Annotated in this window: 17 protein-coding genes; 7 read left to right on the forward strand and 10 right to left on the reverse strand. The window is 63.9% G+C overall.

Going from position 1 to position 19,542, the window contains the following annotated elements:
• Positions 1-81: 81 nt before the first annotated feature.
• A complete protein-coding gene (gene prfB, locus D7252_RS18630; protein WP_120777099.1) occupies positions 82-1,191 on the reverse strand; it encodes a peptide chain release factor 2 in 1,110 nt (369 codons plus the stop codon).
• 121 nt (positions 1,192-1,312) lie between these two features.
• Here prfB and D7252_RS18635 point away from each other — a divergent pair, with 121 nt between their 5' ends.
• Complete coding sequence (locus D7252_RS18635; RefSeq protein WP_120777289.1) at positions 1,313-2,551, forward strand: MFS transporter; 1,239 nt, start codon at positions 1,313-1,315, stop codon at positions 2,549-2,551.
• A complete protein-coding gene (locus D7252_RS18640; protein ID WP_120777100.1) occupies positions 2,548-3,108 on the forward strand; it encodes an NUDIX hydrolase in 561 nt (186 codons plus the stop codon). Before D7252_RS18635 ends, D7252_RS18640 begins: the two co-directional genes overlap by 4 nt.
• A gap of 15 nt (positions 3,109-3,123) precedes the next feature.
• Here D7252_RS18640 and D7252_RS18645 read toward each other — a convergent pair whose 3' ends face one another.
• The 7 genes from D7252_RS18645 to D7252_RS18675 are packed head-to-tail and all read right to left on the reverse strand — an operon-like array spanning position 3,124 to position 7,217.
• Positions 3,124-3,546, reverse strand: coding sequence for a pilus assembly protein TadG-related protein (locus tag D7252_RS18645; protein ID WP_120777101.1), 423 nt, complete (start codon positions 3,544-3,546; stop codon positions 3,124-3,126).
• Complete coding sequence (locus tag D7252_RS18650) at positions 3,543-3,998, reverse strand: TadE family protein (RefSeq protein WP_183055412.1); 456 nt, start codon at positions 3,996-3,998, stop codon at positions 3,543-3,545. Before D7252_RS18650 ends, D7252_RS18645 begins: the two co-directional genes overlap by 4 nt.
• Positions 3,967-4,368 carry a TadE/TadG family type IV pilus assembly protein gene (locus tag D7252_RS18655; RefSeq protein ID WP_259461153.1) on the reverse strand — a complete coding sequence of 134 codons (402 nt, stop codon included), beginning with the start codon at positions 4,366-4,368 and terminating at the stop codon, positions 3,967-3,969. Before D7252_RS18655 ends, D7252_RS18650 begins: the two co-directional genes overlap by 32 nt.
• Position 4,369: 1 nt before the next feature.
• Positions 4,370-4,597, reverse strand: coding sequence for a hypothetical protein (locus D7252_RS18660; protein WP_120777103.1), 228 nt, complete (start codon positions 4,595-4,597; stop codon positions 4,370-4,372).
• Positions 4,598-4,618: 21 nt separating this feature from the next.
• Entirely contained in the window at positions 4,619-5,548 is a 930-nt protein-coding gene (locus tag D7252_RS18665) for a type II secretion system F family protein (RefSeq protein ID WP_308162547.1), read from the reverse strand.
• Positions 5,549-5,553: 5 nt separating this feature from the next.
• Positions 5,554-6,411, reverse strand: a complete 858-nt coding sequence (locus tag D7252_RS18670) for a type II secretion system F family protein (RefSeq protein ID WP_120777104.1) — start codon at positions 6,409-6,411, stop codon at positions 5,554-5,556.
• Positions 6,408-7,217, reverse strand: coding sequence for a CpaF family protein (locus tag D7252_RS18675; RefSeq protein ID WP_259461154.1), 810 nt, complete (start codon positions 7,215-7,217; stop codon positions 6,408-6,410). Before D7252_RS18675 ends, D7252_RS18670 begins: the two co-directional genes overlap by 4 nt.
• 281 nt (positions 7,218-7,498) lie before the next feature.
• On the opposite strand from D7252_RS18675, the gene D7252_RS18680 reads away from it, so the two are divergent.
• The 5 genes from D7252_RS18680 to D7252_RS18700 all read left to right on the forward strand — a co-directional run bounded on the left by D7252_RS18680 (position 7,499) and on the right by D7252_RS18700 (position 17,434).
• A complete protein-coding gene (locus D7252_RS18680; protein ID WP_183055413.1) occupies positions 7,499-8,626 on the forward strand; it encodes a tyrosine-type recombinase/integrase in 1,128 nt (375 codons plus the stop codon).
• Positions 8,627-9,195: 569 nt separating this feature from the next.
• A complete protein-coding gene (locus D7252_RS18685) occupies positions 9,196-11,142 on the forward strand; it encodes a site-specific integrase (RefSeq protein ID WP_183055414.1) in 1,947 nt (648 codons plus the stop codon).
• On the forward strand, positions 11,135-11,740 hold the full coding sequence (locus D7252_RS19865) for a hypothetical protein (protein ID WP_147406773.1): 606 nt from the start codon (positions 11,135-11,137) through the stop codon (positions 11,738-11,740). Before D7252_RS18685 ends, D7252_RS19865 begins: the two co-directional genes overlap by 8 nt.
• 809 nt (positions 11,741-12,549) lie before the next feature.
• Positions 12,550-13,785 carry a Fic family protein gene (locus D7252_RS18695; protein ID WP_120777108.1) on the forward strand — a complete coding sequence of 412 codons (1,236 nt, stop codon included), beginning with the start codon at positions 12,550-12,552 and terminating at the stop codon, positions 13,783-13,785.
• A gap of 70 nt (positions 13,786-13,855) precedes the next feature.
• Positions 13,856-17,434, forward strand: coding sequence for a PIN domain-containing protein (locus tag D7252_RS18700; RefSeq protein WP_120777109.1), 3,579 nt, complete (start codon positions 13,856-13,858; stop codon positions 17,432-17,434).
• Between the two features lie 313 nt (positions 17,435-17,747).
• Here D7252_RS18700 and D7252_RS18705 read toward each other — a convergent pair whose 3' ends face one another.
• Complete coding sequence (locus tag D7252_RS18705; protein WP_120777110.1) at positions 17,748-18,446, reverse strand: hypothetical protein; 699 nt, start codon at positions 18,444-18,446, stop codon at positions 17,748-17,750.
• 15 nt (positions 18,447-18,461) lie between these two features.
• Positions 18,462-19,490 carry a hypothetical protein gene (locus D7252_RS18710; RefSeq protein ID WP_120777111.1) on the reverse strand — a complete coding sequence of 343 codons (1,029 nt, stop codon included), beginning with the start codon at positions 19,488-19,490 and terminating at the stop codon, positions 18,462-18,464.
• Between the last annotated feature and the right edge of the window lie 52 nt (positions 19,491-19,542).

Raw genomic sequence — 19,542 nt, forward strand, 5'->3', positions numbered from 1 at the left:
AGACCCCGGGATGCTCACCGCATCCCGGGGTCTTCGTCATGAACGGGCGGCCCGTGGGCAGCATCCGTCATCGATCGTGGGTCAGTCTTCGATCTTGCGCTTGCGCCAGCGGATGCCGGCCGAGATGAACCCGTCGAGGTCGCCGTCGAACACGGCGGCGGGGTTGCCGGACTCGTGCCCGGTGCGGAGGTCTTTCACAAGCTGCTGGCCGTAGAGGAAGTACGAGCGCATCTGGTCGCCCCAGCTCGCCGTGATCGTACCCGCGAGCTCTTTCTTCTTCGCCGCTTCCTGTTCCTTCTGCAGCAGCAGGAGTCGAGTCTGCAGCACGCGCATGGCGGCCGCACGGTTCTGGATCTGCGACTTCTCGTTCTGCATCGAGACGACGATGCCGGTCGGAAGGTGGGTCAGGCGCACGGCGGAGTCGGTCGTGTTGACGGACTGCCCACCCGGACCCGAGGAGCGGAAGACGTCGACGCGGATGTCGCTCTCGGGGATGTCGACCTCGGTCGCCTCCTCCATGAGCGGGATGACCTCGACGGCGGCGAAGGATGTCTGGCGCTTGTCAGCAGAGCCGAAGGGGCTGATGCGGGCGAGGCGGTGGGTGCCCGCCTCGACCGAGATCGTGCCGAAAGCGTACGGCGCGACGATCTCGAAGGTGGCGGACTTGATGCCGGCGCCTTCGGCGTACGACGTGTCCATGACCTTCACGGGGTACTTGTGCCGCTCGGCCCAGCGCAGGTACATGCGCATCAGCATTTCGGCGAAGTCGGTGGCGTCGTCGCCGCCGGCGCCGGAGCGGATGGTGATGATGGCCGAACGGTCATCGTATTCGCCGTCGAGCAGCGTCTGCACCTCGAGCTGGTTGATCATCTCGGTCAGTGCGGTGAGCTCGGTGCGGGCTTCCTGTGCGGATTCCTCGTCACCCATCTCGTTCGCGAGGCCGATGAGCACCTCGAGGTCGTCGAGACGCTGGGCGATGGCGGTGACGCGAGCGAGCTCCGACTGACGGTGGCTGAGGGCGCTGGTGACCTTCTGCGCCCGGTCGGTGTCGTCCCAGAGGTCGGGGGCGCCGGCCTCTTCGCTGAGTCGCGCGATCTCGTCGCGGAGACTGGAGACATCGACGACCTCGCTGATGTCGCCGAAGGTGTGCCTGAGCGCCTGGATTTCGGCGGAGAGATCTAGTTCGAGCATGACACCCCAGCCTAACGTGCTGCCTGCCCGCGCGGGGACCCGGTCGGATCGGGGGTGCCGCGCATCGGAGTAGCGTGAAGATGTGAGCAGCGCGTCAACGGTCCTTCGTCAGTTCGGACCGATGGTGTACCTGCCGACGATCCTGTTCTCGCTCGGCGAGGGCGCGGTCATCCCGCTGATCCCGATCATCGCCGCGCGGATGGGCGCCGACGTCGCGTTCGCGGCGTTGGTCGCGTCGGCGCTGGTGGTCGGTCAGTTGTGCGGCAACCTTCCGGCCGGATGGGCGGTGGGCAAGATCGGCGAGCGGTACACGATGGTCATCGCCGGGGTCGTCGCCATCGTCGCCGCGGTGGGCATGGTGTTCGCGCCGTCGCCCGGGGTGCTCGCTGCATCCGTCTTCTTGCTCGGTCTGTGCGCCGCGGCCTTCGGTCTTGCCCGCCATGCCTTCATGACCACGAGGGTGCCGGTCGCGTTCCGGGCGCGGTCGCTCTCACTGCTGGGCGGAAGCTTCCGCCTCGGAGTCTTCATCGGCCCCTTCGTGGCGGCGGGGCTGTTGCAGGTTTTCGGCGACGAGACTGCGGCGATCTGGTTCTTCCTCGGGTGCTTGGTGCTGATGGTCCTGTTCGTGCTGTTCGGGCCAGACCCCGAGAAGATGGCTCCCCCGACGCCGCCGACCGCTCGTGAGCGCGCCGCCGAGGATTCCGGGGAAGCGGTCAGCGGGTCGATCCCGACCATCGAACGTGCGGGGATCTTCCAGACCATGTGGCACCAGCGTGCGGTGCTGGGCCGATTGGGGTTGGCGGCGGCGTCACTGTCGGCTGTGCGATCGGCTCGACAGGTCGTCCTTCCACTGTGGGGCCTTTCTCTCGGACTCGACGCCTCGACCATCGCCCTCGTGGTGGGTGTGTCCGGCGCCATCGACTTCGCCCTCTTCTACGCGAGCGGCCAGGTGATGGACCGGTTCGGCCGTCTGTGGGCGGCGATGCCCGCGATGATCCTGATGGGAGCCGGGTTCCTCGCGCTGTCGTTCACGCACGACCTGGATGCGGCCGTGCTCTGGTTCGGAATGTTCGCCGCCGTCCTGGGCGTCGGGAACGGTCTGTCCAGCGGCATCCTGCTGACGCTCGGCGCCGACGTCGCTCCGACGCAGGAGCCGGCAGCGTTCCTCGGGTCGTGGCGGACGCTGACGGATGCCGGTGGCGCGATCGCCCCGTTGCTCGTCTCGGCGATCACCGCCGTCGCCAGCCTGTCGTTCGCCGCGGCCGCGATGGGTGTCGTCGGTCTGGTGGGTGCCGCCGGGTTCCTCCGGTGGATCCCGAAGTTCGTGCCGCGGGCGCGGCCGGAAGGAGAAGGTTCATGAGTCGGATGCTGGCCGCCGAGGCACATCGACTGATCACGGATCTCGTTCCGCTCTCGGAGCGGGATCGGGCTGCACAGGCCGACTTCGCCTCGTTCTTCCCGGTTGATTCCGGCCCCGTCTGGCGTGAGTCGGGAGCCGATCACCTCACGACTTCGAGCGTCGTGTTCGACGAGTCGCTCACGCAGACGCTCCTCGTCTTCCACGGCAAGGGTCGGTTCTGGGTGCAGCCGGGCGGCCACCTCGAAGAGGGCGATGCGTCGATCGTGGCAGCGGCTCTACGGGAGCTGCGCGAGGAGACAGGCATCGAGTGGGTGGCAGTGAGCTCGCCGCTGGCCTACGACCTCGACCACCATGCGCTGTCTTCACGGTTCGGCCGGTGCGCATCGCACCTCGACATCGGGATCGCGGTGACGGTCGATCCGGCCGATGCGCTGACCGTGAGTGACGAGTCGGACGATGTGCGCTGGTGGCCGGTGGATGCTCTGCCCGCCGAGGTGCCTCCGCAGCTCGTTCCTCGACTCGGTGGGCTGCTGGAGCGGTTGCGCGCGCAGCGCTGAGGTAGCGGGTCGTCGTCACCGAAGCGCCGTGCGGCTGGTGGCGGTGGACTCCAACGGCACACCCGCCGGGACGAACGGTGACACCAGCGGAGGGTGCCACGCCGTGCTGACCGTGACGCGCGCCGAGACGCCGTCGGGTGTGCCCGCTGTGGTGAGCACGGCATCCCCCGGCAGCGCCGCCACGATCGCCGATGCCTGCTCCTGCACTCCGGCATCCGTCAGCTCCGCCCGCACCTCGCCGTCGCTCACCTGCAGAGTGAAGCCATCGGCTCCGGCGAGCGCGGCCGAGTCGGCGAGCGCGTCGAGGCGTTTCTGCGTGATGTAGAGGTCGGTGGCGCAGACGCAGACGAAGATCACGGCGAGAGCGAGCAGCACATACGCGAGGGTGAGGAGCAGGACGCTTCCCTCCTCGCGGTCTCGGCGGGCGTCCTGGTTCATTCCGCACCCCACGATCGGGAGACCTTCTGCGCGGCCTCCGCCTCGACCGGGATGGCCGTCGCTCGATCGAGCCCGAGGATCGCGGGCACCAACGGAAGCTGTACGCGAGTGGACACTGTGACGACGATCGTGGCTCCCGCCGACGGGCACGGGACGCCCGCCGGAGTGCATGACAGCGACACGTCAACCGAAGCCGGGTCGAGTCCGTATTCTTCGACGACCCCCGCGAGCACGGCCTCACCCCGCGCCTCCCCCGCTGCGGCATCCGGAGCCATCGCGATCGCACGCGCGGTGTGACGTGCTGCCGCCTCCGCCCCGAACGTCTGCTCCTGGATCGCGCCGAGGGCGATGACGAGGTAGACGAGGGGCACGAGCAGGATGACGCCGACGGTGATGAACTCCAGCGCGGCCGAGCCGTCCTCATTCCTCGCCCAGCGATTCCATCGGCGCATGCCCCTCGACCTCCAATGCATACGGGATACCCACGAGACCGAACACCGGAAGGGCGGTTCGGATGCGGACATCGACCGTCTCCTGGCCGCGCGACTGCGATGTGCCGACGACGATGTCACCGGCGTACGCACCACCGATCGCCTGCGTGATCACGGCGCGCGTGCGGTCCGCGCCCTCGGTCAACGTCGTGTCGGCCAGTGCCGCGTGGTACGCGCCTTCGATGGCGGCATCGTGAACGACGTTCCGGACGTAGACGGCGAGCGCGAGCTGGAAGACAGCAAGAGTGAGCGCGGTGAGCAACGTGCCCACGAGGAGGAACTCCACCGGGCTGGATCCGCGATCGTCGCGCAGGCCGTGCGAAAAACGCACCTCAGAGTCCGGACACCCGTTGGATCGCCTGCTCGAACAGTGAAGTGAGCGCGGGTCCCGCTACCGCCCAGATCAGTACGACGAGTCCCGCCGTCATCAGTGTGACGAGAACCCAGCCGGGAACGTCTCCGCGTTCGTCGGTGAGCAACGTCCGCGCCCAACCCGCCGGGGTTCGCCACCAGCGCTTCTGCGAAGCTCGGAATCCGTGATGCTGCGTGTGTACCGTCATGGTCGCCCTTTCGTGGGATGGTCAGCCGATGCCGAGTCGGAGGATGAAGAGGCCGGGGTAGATCGCGAAGAGCACCGACAGCGGAAGGATGAGGAAGACCAGGGGCAGGAGCATCAGAATCTCCTTGCGGCCCGCCTGTTCGATGAGAGTGCGTTTCGCGTCTTCTCGCGCGTCGCCGGCCTGCGCGTGCAGAACCCCGGCCAACGGGGCGCCGTGTTCGAGGGCCGCGGTGACCTGGTCGACCGCCCGTCCGAGTCCCGGCAGCTGCAGGCGCTTCGACATGTCGCCGAGAGCATCGGCAAGAGGCGAGCCCGTTCCGACGGCGAGGACGACCTGGCGCAGTTCCGCCGTCAGCTCTCCCGAACCGACCGCCGCCACACGACGCAGCGAGTCGAGGAACCCCTCCCCTGCCGAGAGACACAGTGCAAGGAACTCGAGAGTGGTCGGCAGCTCGTCGGTGAGGCGTGCACGGCGACTCTTCGCGCGGGCGGAAAGCTGCGCGTCATAGGCCATCGCGGCTCCCACACCGGTGAGCACGGGAATCAGGACGACGGGCACGGACATCCTGCCGGCGACGGCGAGCGCGATGACGGCAACCGATCCCGCCCCGATCCCGCCCAGCGCCCAGCCGAGCTGCCGCCCTCGGAACGCGATGGGGTCGGTCGCCACCCCTGCCTGCGCCAGGCGCTGGCGTAGAACCTCGCTGCCACCCAGCAGCCGCTCGAACCCACGCTGTGCGCGCTGCCACAGAGTGCGTCCCGTCGCCGGCAGCATGCCCGCCGCAGGGAGCACTCCTCGAGGGATCCTCTCGTCCTCGACCACGTCCCGCACGTACGGCGCGATCCGCACGGTGAGGGCGGCGGCCCGCCATCGAGGCAGGGCCGTGAGGATGCTCAGCACCCCTCCGGCGAACGCCCCACCGATCAGTACGGCACTCGCGAGAGCGGACACCCCGTTCACCCGAACCACCGCCCGGGCTCGGGGAGTCGTCCGATGCGCATCATGATGCGAAACGCCGTCACCGACACGGCGGCACCCACACAGATCACGACCACCCCTTCGGGCGTCGCGTATGCGGATGCACCTTCGGGCCTCATCACGAGCAGAGTCAGGACGACCCACGGCGCGACCGCTCCGAGAACAGCGGCACCGCGGATCCAGGACTGCCGAGCCTCGACCTCACCGCGCAGCGCGGCATCCGCTCGTACCGATGCGGACAGCGCCCGGAGCACCCCGATCAGTTCGGTGCCCCCGACCTGTCGAGCCATCCGCAATGTCTCGATGATCCGATCACCGATCGGGTCGGCCAGCGACGACTTCAACCGGTCGAGGCTCGACTCGAAGCGTCCCGTGGCATGCAGGTCTTGCGCGAACACGACGAAAGCCGGCCGCAACATCGGTGGCGCCGACTCGGCGAGACTGGCCACCGCATCCGGCAGTGACAGCCCGACGCGGATCGATGCGATGAGCAGGTCGCAGACGTCAGGCCATAGCTGTCGGCGAAGCCGTCGCAGCCGCACTCTGCGCCCCCGCAGGAACATCACGGGTGCTGCTGCCGCCGCCAGTCCGGCCAGGAGCGCGAGTACAGGGATGGCCGTCAGGAGCCAGACCACGGACGCGGCGATGCCTCCCGCGGCAAGCATCGCCGTCATCAGCGTCCGCGGCGAGAGGGCACTGAGCCCCGCCTCGTCGGTCAGACGGGCCACACGACCGGGCCGCGCGGCGGGGGCCGGCTGCTCGCGTGGGGGCCACATCCACGGTGCCAGGCACAGGAGAAGACCACCCGCGAGGACCGCGCCGATCAGAACGGTCACGATCCACCCCCGAAGCCGGGGAGGCCAGCCCGTTCCCGGCCCGCCGCACCGCGCATCCGGCTCGCGGGACTGTAGATCCTGGTGGCGACGATCCGCCCGTCCACGACTTCTCCGGTCGGGGCGATGACCTCCCGCACGCGTCGCATGCCCGAATCGTCGCGAACGCAGTGCACCACGAGGTCGATGGAGGTGGCGAGCGCGGGGGCGATGAACGAACGGTCGATATTGCGGCCCGCCAGCAGCGGCAACATGGTGAGCTTCTCCAGTGCCTCCGCCGCCGAGTTCGCATGCACCGTGCCCGCGCCGGGGACGCCGGTGTTGAGTGCGAGGACAAGGTCGAGCGCCTCGGCATCCCGGACCTCGCCGACGACGAGACGATCCGGCCGCATGCGCAGCGCCTCCTTGACCAGACGGCGCAGGGTGATCTCCCCTGTTCCCTCGAGACTCGCCTGGCGCCCTTGCAGAGCGACGACATCAGGACCGTCGACGGCGAGCTCGAACGTCTCCTCCACCGTGATGATCCGCTGCGACTCCGCACAGGAGGCGAGCAGCGCACCGAGGAGGGTCGTCTTGCCCGCGTGGGTCGCTCCCGAGACGATCACGCTCCGTCCCTCCCGCATCGCATCGCGCAGAGCCCTGGCCAGTCCGGCAGGCAGCGCGCCCTGGGCCGAGAGCGCCTCGAGCGTGCGGTACTTCGGCAGGAACTTCCGGATGTTCACCGCCCACGATCCGCGCACGACGTCGGCGATCGCCACGTGCAGCCGCGAGCCGTCCGTTATCTGTAGTCGCTGCGGCTGAGTCAGCAACTGAGAATCACGTGCCCTAGCGTCTGTGCCTGACCGGTTCAGTTGGATATGTCAGCTACGTCGTCGTCCTATGAGCGCACGCATGCATAGTGTCGCCGCCCGCGCGTGCGACTGAGGCCGGGCAGCCATCAAGTGCGGTCGAGGGCGCGAGCGCGCGCCTCGTCGGTGGCAACCAGTACGCTCTAGGGCGTGCGAGATCGGTCTGGCGAGTCGAGACGGAGGAGCCGATGGGACTAAGCCGCAGTCGCGGGCAGGCTGTGCCGGGCGGGATGGGCCTACGGATGGAGTTGGCGCAGCTTTCAGGCGGGCGAGAGCAATGGGTCATCTGCGACTCGGACGGTGAGCTCCATGTCGCATCGCTGTGGCTTTCCTCGCTGGTCGATATGAGACGTTCCCCGAACACCATCAAGCAATACGGTTCCCAGGTAACGGAATACCTCAACTGGACCGCGAACACGTCCGACTGGCGACGCGTGAACCTCGCCCATCTCAGGCTTTGGATGCGAACGCTCTCGACATCTGACCAGCGAAACGCAACGACCGTGACTAAGTGGATGACGGCATTGCGATCTTTTTACTCCTGGGCGGAGGGCAGCGATCTTCTTCTGTCGGACGTAGAGCGCCGGATGACCCAGATGAAGTACTTCCCTCCCGGGACGGCGAGTGGCGGCGAGCACGGAAAGAGGCGACAGGTCCTAGTGCCCGAGCTGCGTCCCGACGACCGTCGGCGGACAGAGGCGGATCCCCAGTGGATCGAGAGCGCTGACGCGCGCGAGCGACTCGAAACCTTGCAGCTCAATCACCGAGATCGACTCCTGGTGGATCTCATGTACGTCACGGGCATACGTGTGGGGGAAGCTCTCTCTCTATTCACTGCTGATCTACATTTCGGTGGTGGCAGCGCCGAACTACGCTGCAACATCCTCGATGGCCACTTCCACATCCGGATGGATAATCCAACCGAGAACGGAGCACGGGCGAAGGGCAAGGGACGGGTTCTGTTTGTGTCGTCGAGGCTCGTTGACCTATATGTGGACTACATCATCGAGCGGGACGCCATCCTCGGAGCGAGGAACACCAGCAAACACGTGTTTGTCAACCTTTACGGCCGCGACGCTGACCTCGGGAGGGCGATGACGTACTGGGGCGTGCGAGACGTCATCCAGCGTGTGAGTAGGCGAATCGATTACCCCTTGAGCGGCCCGCATATGCTTCGCCACACGTTCGGCACCCGGCTAGCGCGAGGCATCGAAGTGGAGCAACAGCCACTCGATGTAATTCAGGAACTGCTGGGGCATCGGGATATCGGTTCGACCCGCGTCTACACCCACGGTCTGGAACCTGCCAAGAGAGCGGCACTCGACGCACTCCAAGCACGGTCCATACGCGTAGTCGGGACGAGTGAATGAGCCTCGTGGCCGTAGCCCAAGCCTCGGCGTTCAAAGCAGAAGAGCGCACATGGATCGATTTCCTGCGTGAGCGTATTGACCCTGCTTGGCGGCCAGGAGAATACGACCACTCGACCCTGACGTTTACGCCGGACATCGGTAACCCGATCACGGCCCTTGGTGCGTGCCGGAAGCCCGGCTGCGGCACTCATCTGACCAGCGGACACCTGTGTCCTGCCTGCCGTGAGGCTTGGCGGTTGGAGAAAAAGAAGGGCGTGGCCGAATGGGACGAGTGGATACTAACCCCGCGCGTCCGAAAATCCCGAGCAGCCGGCTGCACGGTTCCGCAGTGTAAACGCGACCACGGCGGGCACGGTCTTTGCGCTTCCCATATCTTGGCTGCGAGGGGTTGGCGGAAGCGATCGAACGCGACGGGAAGCGTCGCCGACTGGATCGCCGCCATGAACCCTCAGGGATTCGAAGCACGCGCGATGTGCTTAGCCGTGACGTGCGGGCTGCAGAATACGGGCCCTCACGGCCTCTGCGCCATGCACTTGGATCGCTTTCGGCGATGGGCGCGGGAGCACTCGATGGAGGCCTCCGCCACCATGGAACGATGGTTCTCCCTCGAGGTAGAGGTTCCACTCGACGGCGTCGCAGCGCGAAGCTATGCCGAGGCGACCGCAACGCCCTTTTTCTTGCTCAACGAACCGGTTCGCTCTGAGTTGCTATACGCGATCCAACAACGTGACATGGCAGGTACGGCGATGCTCGACCCGGTCGCCGTTCGAAGCATGTATAGCGCTCTGCGCAGAAACGAGACGGCGTCGCTCGTAGGTCTAGATCAGCTAGGCCTGCCATGGACCCAGTCGAACCGCCGCGGACTGCTTCGGGAAGTTCAGGCTCGAATTGATGGCGCGCACCGCAGTTGGTCAGGAACGTCAGTCACGTCTGACGGAGTCATCTATCTGTCTGATCTCGTGCTTCGTCCCGGTTCGAAGGCCCATGGCCTCCACGCGAAAGTGAATATCTCCGGGATTCACGAGCCCTGGATTCGAGAAACGGTCGCCTCCTGGGCGTACGCCGCAGCGCGGACTTCCAACAAGCTCTTGTTGGTCGCGAAGGCCTGGACTGTCGTCGACGAGGTGATTCGCGATCGTAGCGCACACGCAGGATCGCTGACCAGAGCCGATATGGATGCAGTGCATCGCCGAATCTTGCAGCGCTGGCCCACCGCTCAGTATCAACGCAGACTAATGACCGTCGTGAGGGAGGTCTCCGAATACGCTCGGGACAACATGGAAACGCTCGAGGCGTGGCGGCGGGTTCCTGGTGCCTTCTCCGTGGACAGGGTTCGACACCAGCCAAACGGGATCCTGACGAGCTCGGCCGCGAACGCCGATGAACCGTTCCGATTCGTTCCGCAGCCTGTTGTCGATTGGGTGATGGATCACATCGCGCTCTACTCGCGTCGCACCGCCTACCAGACCGCCGAAGCTCGCGTCATGATCTTCCTGCAAGAGCGGTGTGGTCGTCGCACCGGGGAGACTGTCAAACTCAGAAACGACTGCATCAGCTATGACGACGCCGGCGCTCCGTACCTTGAATGGCAGGAAGGCAAGCCGCCGTACGGCTGGGGGAAGCGTCTTCCAATACACCCGGAAACGCACGATGTGATTCGCGACTGGCAGGCGCTCAAGGTCACAGTGGGGATTGAGTCAGAGTGGCTGTTCCCGAGCTTTGGCAGGGATGCCGGAGCGAGGCATCGGACGGGATCATTTCTGGCTGAGCGCGTGCGTGAATTCATGGAAGTGATCGCGAGGGAAGCTCCGTTTAGCTCCTCAGTCCTGGGCGCGGAAGGGAACCTGGTCCATTTCGACGTGAGGACGATAGACCCCTACTCATTCAGGCACGCTTTCGCGCAACGGCTTGCTGACGCAGAAGATGCGGATGGTCGATCCACAACGCCCCCAGATGTTCTGCAAGACTTCATGGGTCACAAGAGCTTCAACACCACCATGGCCTACTATCAGGTGACAGCGAAGCGTCGCAAGCGAGCGCTTGCTGCGATCTCCCCTCGCCGCCTCGATATCACGGGCGCAGTTGTTCCGTTCGACAATGAACGGGCGGCCTTCGGCAAGCTCGCGGTGTCCTTGGGCACATGCACGGAGCCTGCCAACGTGAAGTCCGGCGGCGAGGCGTGCTTGATCAATCACGCCTGCGAGTCATGCCCGTTTTTCCTGGTCGACCCGCTTGAGCGCGACGGCATAACTTCGAAACGACTCCATCTGAAGGCGCAGCGCGAGCGATTCAGCTTGATCGCACCGGGAAGTCATATGGTCTCCCACCTCGAAAATCGCATAGATGACTGCGACCGCATCGTGGAGGGGATCGACAGATACATCGGGTCGCTCCCCGAAGACGAGCAGCGAGCAATCCGCGACGCTTTGGACACCATGGAGGATGTTCGGCGCCGCGCATCGGCGCCACGCACTATAGATATTCGCGCAATCCTGCTGGGGTCAGGAAATGGCTGAGGACGCGGCATCCGCCCTCGCGATGCACCGCGCTCAGGTGTCGCTCGAGAAACGCGCGGCGGTGATCGAGGTGTGTGAGTCGCCGGTTGCACCGGACCACTTGCGGTCCATCTCGTCCGTAGCGCGAGCCGCCAAGGTCTCGAGGGAGTTCATCCACAGCCATCCAGAGCTTCACGCTCGCGTCGCCGCAGCCGTCGCCAGCGCACGCAGTCGGCGAAAGATATCTGTTGATGGTGAGCTTCCGACAGCTTCGTTGGGTGTCGCTGAACGGACGACGCTTATTAATGCGCTCACCCGCACGAAAGAGGCAAGAAAGAAACTCGAAGCAGAGGTCGCTCAGCTCAGATCCGAGCGCAGAAGAAATCTAGGCGCGAAGCTCGAAGCGATGGTAGAACCGTCCGCGACCGAGCGGCTCGCCGAAGCTGCGCTCAACGAGCGCACGCAAGCGGAGAACTCCCGCCTGAAACGGGAGCTTCAGGACGCGAAAGCACTCATCGTGCAGCTCCGAGAAGACCTCGCGGCAAGTCGACTCGCACTTGCCCAGGCTCTGGAAAGCAGTGGCCACGCCGTACTCGTGACCAATATTCGATCCGATTGACGGGTGTCAGCCTAAACCGGCCGACAATTACCGGTGGCACATCTTAGGCGGCCCCGCGAGGGGCGCTGTCCTCCGGACTTGACAAGCATTGCAGTAGCGGCCGCGCGACCGAGCTCCGCCTTCGAACTGACTCGCGCCGTGCTCCCGTGGCTCACCGTCGAACTCAGTCCGGCTTCACTCCTCTCTGACATTCCTCGGTCGCGTGTCGCCGTCACGCGAAGACGCTGTGCTGATGGAGATCGATGACCGAAGCGCCTCGATTACAACGGTTCGCGTTCACTTCAGGTCACCTGAACTGGGTGCCTTTGCTCGGTTCTGGCAGACGTTTTCGGGCGACCAGCCTTCCGTGGCCGCCGTAGTGATGAACTCGCTGGTTGCACGGCCTTTCGGAGGCTCCGCGGGTCGCGTCGAAGTGCGGTGAATGCGTTTTCCACCGCGTCCCGGCAGGTGACGTCGGTCGTGGACGTTGCCCATTCATCGAGAGCGACATCTAGGCATGCGCAGGGTGCGGCGACGAGCGCCCGCGCTGTGATCGCATCCTCACGAGAGTCGTTCTCGTCGTTGATCAGCGCAGGCACGAGGAGCGCTGACCAGGTGAGGTGCGTCTCGAGATCGCGTGCGCGAATGGATGCAGCAGAGTTGATGACGCCTACGCTTGGTCCGCACCGTTCCTGGTCGCTGTCGATGTGGCCGGCGAGTCCGAGCATGGTCAGGTGACGATGCTTCCGGCGGGTGTGGCGTGAGAGCAGTGGACAGCACCTTGGACACTCCCTTGGACAATCCAAGGGTGTGTTAGGTATCATCAGTACATGTCGCCCGCCCCACGCCTCTACGAAACTTCGCATCCTTGGATTGCCTTCGACTTCCAAACGGGCTCTCTCAGCGAGATCGTCTGGGCGCACCTCGGGGAGTCTTTCTCCAAGTGCCAGCACCTCATCGGCGCGCCACTTCAGCCTGGGGTTGCCTGGGACCTCGCTCGTGTGTACATGCGGCGCGGGGCACTCGCGTCAGCGGCGATCGAAGGCAACACCCTGAGCGAGGAAGAAGTCAACGACATTCTTGACAACAACAAGAGGCTCCCTGAGTCGCAGCAGTACCTTGAACAAGAGGTGCGAAATGTGCTCGACGCGTTGACGAGCGTTCGTCGCGAGGTGTGGGAATCTGACGGAGCCTTCCGACTGTCGCCTGAGTGGATTTTGGGGAAACATCGGGAGCTAATGGCGGAGCTCGATGTTGCAGAGCACGTGAACCCTGGCTCATACCGGGACATCGCTATCGTTGTCGGGAACTATCGCGGGGCACCCGCTGAAGATGTCCCTCTGCTAATGGAGAAGCTCTGCTCGTGGATCAACACCATCCTGGATGAGGCTGCTGAGAAGCGGGATTCCGCTCCTGATCAAGCGTTCTTCCTCGTGTTCTTTGCGGCCACGCTCGCGCACCTCTACCTCGCCTGGATCCACCCGTTCGGAGATGGAAATGGGCGCACCGCCCGTCTGATCGAATGCGCAATCTTGGCGCACTGCGGATTAGTTCCCTACGTGAGCACCAACCTGCTGTCCGACTACTACAACCGAACGCGTGCACGCTACTACGAGAAGCTCGATGCCGCCTCGAGGCGCAACGATGTCGCAGGGTTCGTGGCGTACAGTGCGCTCGGTTTCAGAGACCAACTAAGAGACCAGATTCGCACAGTGCAGGCTCATCAAAGGGTCGTCGCATGGGTCAACTACGTGCATGAGCGATTCCAGACGGAACCATCGACCGACACCGCGCGTCGCCGCCGCGCGGTTGTTCTCGCAATGCCTGATGGCGCCGAGCTCACCCGCAAGCAGATTCGTTACCTCAATCCGATGGTTTCGGAGATGTACGACGGAGCCTCCGATCGACTGTTTCGCAGAGATATGGGCAAACTAATCGAACTCGAGCTTGTCGATGAAGTATCGCCAGGCCGGTACGAGTCTGGGATTTGGCGGATGGATGCCTTCACGCCGCGCCCCGAGTTCGGGGTGTTCGCCCCTGTCCTTGAGCGTGTGTCATCCGACTGACGTTCCTTCGTCGTGGCGGTCATGGGGATCACCACTCAGCTGAAAGCACCGTAGTGCAGGGGGTATCCGGATGCTAGATATCGTCGGGACCCTTGTTGGTCCTATCGTCGCGCTCTTCAAATGGTTGACGCTCGACATCCGGGCTGTCCGGCGCGTGGTCAAGAGAGCCGCGGTCGAGGGCATCATGGTTAATCCACGAGCACTCCGAGACTTGCTCCATGAGACGGGTCTCATCGACGCTCTCACGAGCAAAGCCGGCCGGGAGCAGGTGAGTGGCTCGTTATTGGAGCTGACGGGCGATGACAAGTCGGCCGCTCGGGTGTTCGAACTCCTTGACGAGGAGATCACGAAGCGACTGTCTCCCGTCGGGGCCACAATGTCTGCGACTGCGCTGATACGTACCGACATTGTGCGTCTACATGAGACCGTCGAAGCTGCAAGCGATGACCGAGCGCTGTGGGAGACGCGGCTGGCATCGATGAGGCCACTGCGAGCCGAGACGGCACGTGAGGCGTACCGCACTTGGACAACTATGCCGAGGCTTGTGCAACTTCTGGACACCGAGGATCGACACAGTATCCTCGTTGCCTGGTCATTACGGGCGCCTGCTTTCTTGCACGATGCTCCGGCGGACGTGTTTGTGTGGCTAGCCGACATGGCCACGGATGCGGGTGAGAAGAACGCGGCTCTCGGATTCTTGAACGAAGGAATCGATCGGGGGGCGCACCCGCTTGGATACTGGGAGATCAGACGCTACTGGCTCGAGGCCGAGCTCGACGGAGGTGTGCAAAGGGAGCTGCATGACGTTCGGCACCCGCTTGTAGTCGCACATGGTCTGGAAAGAGACGGGCGTCTCGACGACGCCGTTCACACGATTCGAGAGTGGCGACCTGTCACGTCACGCGAGCGCGCGACGCGCACATTGATGCTCGCGAAAATCGCCCAAGGGCGGCGCGACTTCGATCTTGCAATCTCGTTGGCCCGGCCCCTTCACGCAGAGACCGGCAATCCCGCAGCCGCTTTGATTGCGTCGCGTGCCATGATCGCACGGCAGACATTCGAACCGTCGGAGCTTCACGAAGACGATCTCGCGGAGGCACTGCGCTTGCTCATCCAGACACGAGACGACATGCGTCGTTGGGGGGAGGACGCAAGCGAAGTAGTCGCTCTAGCTGTCACCGCTGCGCGACTACTAAACGACCCAAGCCGCGCACTGCAACTGACTGCGGCTGAACCGGAAGGCGAAGCAACGGTCGAGGAAGCAACGAGCGCACGCCTCCGCACGCTGCGGGCCACCATCCTTGCAGAGAACGGTCTATTCGAACTCGCGAAGGAAATCCTGGCAGAGGAGGGGATCGACCGGGCTGTCGTATCCAATCTGAGAGCACTGATCGCGGACGGAGAAGGAGACTTCGAGGCGGCCGCCGCATACCTGTCCGAAACACTCGAGGGTACGTCTGATTTCGAAGAGAAAGCCCAGATCGCCGTTAGCCTCGCGCACCAAGGCGTACTACACCCGTTTGTTGAACAGCAACGAACCACGGGAAACGGGGCTTGGGCCGACCAGCTAACGCTAATCAGTGAGGCATTCGCTGACGTCGAGGGTGGACTCGACCGTCTCAAAGCAGCAGCCCATTCGGACCCTCAGTACGGCATTACCCTCAGTCAGGTCTACGGTCGACGGGGTGACCGAGACCTTCAGCGTCAAACACTGCGAGCGGCAGCTACACGCCTACAGGATGCTGACTGTTGGCTCGTCGTTGCGAGGCTCGAAAAGCAGATGGACCTCATCACTGACGCCATAGATAGTGCTCACCAGGCGCTAGGAGCAGCGCCCGAGTCGTGGGGTGCGACAGCCCGCACCCACGCCCTCCTCATTGAGCTTTACTCCACTTCCGGCGACTGGGATCAAGCAACGCGCTCCGCGAAGCACCGCGTCCGGCTACTGCCCGGGGACCAAGCGGCCCTGTGGACCCTAATCACGTGTCAACACAACGCCGGCGAACTCGACGCCGCACTTCGCACTTGGCGTGGTCTGGAGAGTCGCCAGCGCCCCACCCACAGAACTCATGTGTTGGTGTGGCTTAACCTCTACCAGCAGTTCGGCGAAGCCATCGGAACCCCGGAGGACCTTCGAGACATCGCGGCCGAATGGGCCGAAGACGAAGAGATTCGCAGACATATCGTCGGCCTAGTTATATTGCCGGGCCATCGTGACGAAGAAGGCGACCCTTCCACGAGTGAGGCGAGAGCAGACGGTGAGGTCGGAGGTGATTCACCAGACGTTAGCGAGAGCGAGATTGCTGGACCGTCATCTATCGAAGCAGCTCTGATCGACGACTACTTTCGAGACTTCCCGAATGGGGCAATCCGGCGATTGACTCTGGATCTCGAACAGAGCGATTCTATTCTCGATCAACTTCTCGAAGCCGTTGGGACGAGACCGGACACCTCTGAGCTCGACGACCAGGTCTTCCGAGGTAATTTCCCCCTCGGCCTCATTTGCCTAGCCCACGGGTCGACTCTCACCGAGGCGGTGATCTCGCACGCGTCGGGGGTTCGTTTCGTTTCAGACGGGACGGATGAAGAACGTGCTCGCGCGGAAGCTCACCTTGGCGGTGCCGTGGTGGTAGACCTCACGGCGCTTTTCGCTCTCTCCATACTGCCGGCCGAACTCCGGTCCGCAATGATTGGCGCGTTCTCGCGATTGTCGATCGCTGCGACACAGTTTCGAGACGCAGTGGACGCGTCCCATGCGATCGGCCGGTTCAACCACGCTGGCCCGTCACTGGGGCGCTGGAACGGACCGGTCGCGCGGCGCTTCCGGGCCGAATCTCATCGCGTCCTAGATGCTCCGCGCGTCCAAGAGCTATTGAATCTTCTCCGCCCACTTGACCGACTGGCGAGCCCACCGCGCACCGAGGAATCCGACCGCGACGGATTCTCTGACGACGTGTGGTTCGCAGCAGCTAACATCGCTGGCTCGACACGGCCGTTGTGGAGCGATGATGCTGCGCTCAACAGAATCGCTGCTCACCTCGGAGTGACCACGTTCTCGACGCTCGCGCTTATAGATGTACTTCTGGCAGCCGAGGCGATCAACGACGAGCAGGCAGAGGAGATCCGCCGCCGCCTGTTGATCGAGCGGTACATCGGGATTCCATTCAATGAAACCCTGTACCGCCGAGCGCTGGACCTTCGCGAGGAGGCTGAGCGAGACATTGCCGGCGTGATCGAGCACCTCGGCGCGCAAAGCGCTGACGAGATCCTCCCCTTCCTCTTGAGCGTTGCAGGTTCCTTGACTGCGAATGGCCCGCGTCTGGAAGCCTGGATCTCTGCAAGCACGCGCTGGCTGATTGCCGTCTCTCCAGACAACTCGTCACGCAGCGCGAACCTGGCGTTGCTCGCGACACACCTCACTCGCGTCCATTGGTTCCTACCGCAGACGTTCTGTTTCGTCGACGCCGGTGTGCGCGATGCTCTCGACGAGGTCAGCGACGACGACCCACTCGTTGACGCGGTGGAACGCGTCCTTGCTCGGCGGCAACGAACAGACGAACAGGCGGCGGCGTTGTGGCTGTTTAATCTGGTAGCCGCAGTCGATCCCCCGGCGCGTACGCGTTACACGGGCCTCGTGTTCCGTGGTTGATCGTCGCAGCAGGGCCTTGAGCGAGGGCGCGTGCGGCAGTTGAGACTAGTCACCGCGAGGATGCGAATCCGCCCTGTCGTGCCGCATCCTGGGAACCGTCGGGTGGACGAGCGTGAGGGGTGTGAGCGCAAGGCAAATCGCCTGATCGCATATTTGCTCAACGTGCTTTCTGGACATCGCGACATGGTTGCGTTTGGCTCAACGAGCTGAGGGGTCGGACTAAAACATGTGGGCTCGCCCTCCGAACAAGTTACAGAGCCTCTTACGCGATCGCTCACCGTGACGAGAACTGCGCATCAACATGTCCCGCCGGTTAGCCGTCTTCGCCGTCGAGGTCGACTTCAGCCCGCTGCTCAGAGAGTCGGCGCGCGACCATGTCGAGGATCCGTTGATCGAAGGCGGGGGTGTCCACCGGCGTCCATCGGATGATCACATGGTCGTCGTCCGAGTAGGCCGCACGGCCACTTTCCACGGCATCGTGGTTGGAGACATTCACAACCGTCTCGGTGCCGTCGATCTTTGTGCCCGAGCGTTCGACGATGTCCTCTCGTCCTACATAGTCGAAGAGGTCAGTAAGAGCAGCGAAGCTGATTCCGTGGAGGTGCTTTCCGCGGTCGCGGTCCGAGATAAAGACCACGCTCGTCGTGGAATCTTCCTCGATGTAGATCTGGAAAACGAAGCTGTGGATGATCTGATTACACAGCCAGCCAATGGTGAGTTCCGAGTTCGTCGGTTCGCCGAAGTTATAGAACCGCTCGGGATCGAAGCGGTCGAGCGACGTCGGAACGCGGCCGACGAGGGCGTGTCTGCGAGTGGGAATCCGTCGGCCCGGCAGAAGAGATGACGACTTTTCGGAATCGATGAGACGACGGATCGAGTACGCGCCCATCATGATGTCGCGCTCCGCATTGAAGTAGGTGCGGCTGGTCCAGCGCTTCTGTGTGTTCCAGCGGCTGAGTCTCGCCGCCGACTTTCGGAGTTCTTCTCTCCAGGGAACGGAGTCGCCGATCATGTCATTCCTAGCTCCTCAGCCCAGCTCAGCGAAACGATCGTCCTCGTCCAGGTCTTCGACCTCCCCGGCTTCTCCGAGACGGTTCTTGACAATCTCGATCAGCAGGCTCGCGAACTCCTCTCGCAGTTCCGGCAACGCTTCGTCTGCATCTCGACCGAGCAGGTCGTCCAGGCTCCAGATAGCGATGTGCGGCTGACGTGGCAGAAGGATTGCCACGCGGCGTATGTCATGCGAGTCGTCGATGTCGAGCAAGGCGTATCCCAGCAGCTGAAAGAGAGTGTCTCTGATCCACGGGTTCGTGATCTGCTCGCGCGTCTTGATCTCGACGAGCAGATCGGCGACCACTAAATCGGCGTCCGCGCCGCCCACTGCGGCGCTGCCTAGGAACGTCGGATTAGAAGCGAAGTCGTATCCGTCCGAAGCCGCGACGTTCCATTCCTCGAGGAGAGGGGCGAGGGGCGCGTGCATCCGTGCGACGTCGAAGAGCAGTTCCTCGGGGATCCCCATAGTCAGCTCAACAGCATCCTTAGCCCGCTTGATCTGACGCCCCAGGTCGTTCGTCAGCGCGGTCTCCGGGCCAGCACGGTAGATCGCTTCGCACCAGGCGAGCGGGATCGAGACCCGGGCGAGGCTGAGGGGATGCGGATCCTTTTCCTTGAGCGTCAGGTAACCGAAGTTGAGCGCATCCTGCAGCACGCTCGCAATGTGCTTGCCGCGATGTATGACATCTGGGTTCGCCTGGAGCCGCTCGAGTCCTTCCCACGCGGTCGTGTTACTGATGTCGAAGTCAGGAAGGTCCATGCGCACGCGATAGTCCAGGGCGATTCCCGCCACGGTCGCGTGACGCTTCCGCTGCGCTGGCTTGACCTCGGCAGGGATGGGAATCTGAGTTTCCAGAGACGTGAGATTGTCGAAGTCGAACCGAGCAGCACCCGCTGCGCCAGCCGCGCCCCGGGTCCCCGCGGCGGCGAGCTCTACGGCGCTCGCGTAGACGAACTGCCGGACGGGCGAGCTCAACTCTTTGAGATGACGGGTCAGCGACATGCTCCGACCCTAGCGGGAGAGTGCGACGGAGAATGCTGGGCATGTTTGACCC

It is taken from the genome of Microbacterium sp. CGR2 (assembly GCF_003626735.1).
In the GTDB taxonomy this organism is placed as follows: Bacteria; Actinomycetota; Actinomycetes; order Actinomycetales; family Microbacteriaceae; genus Microbacterium.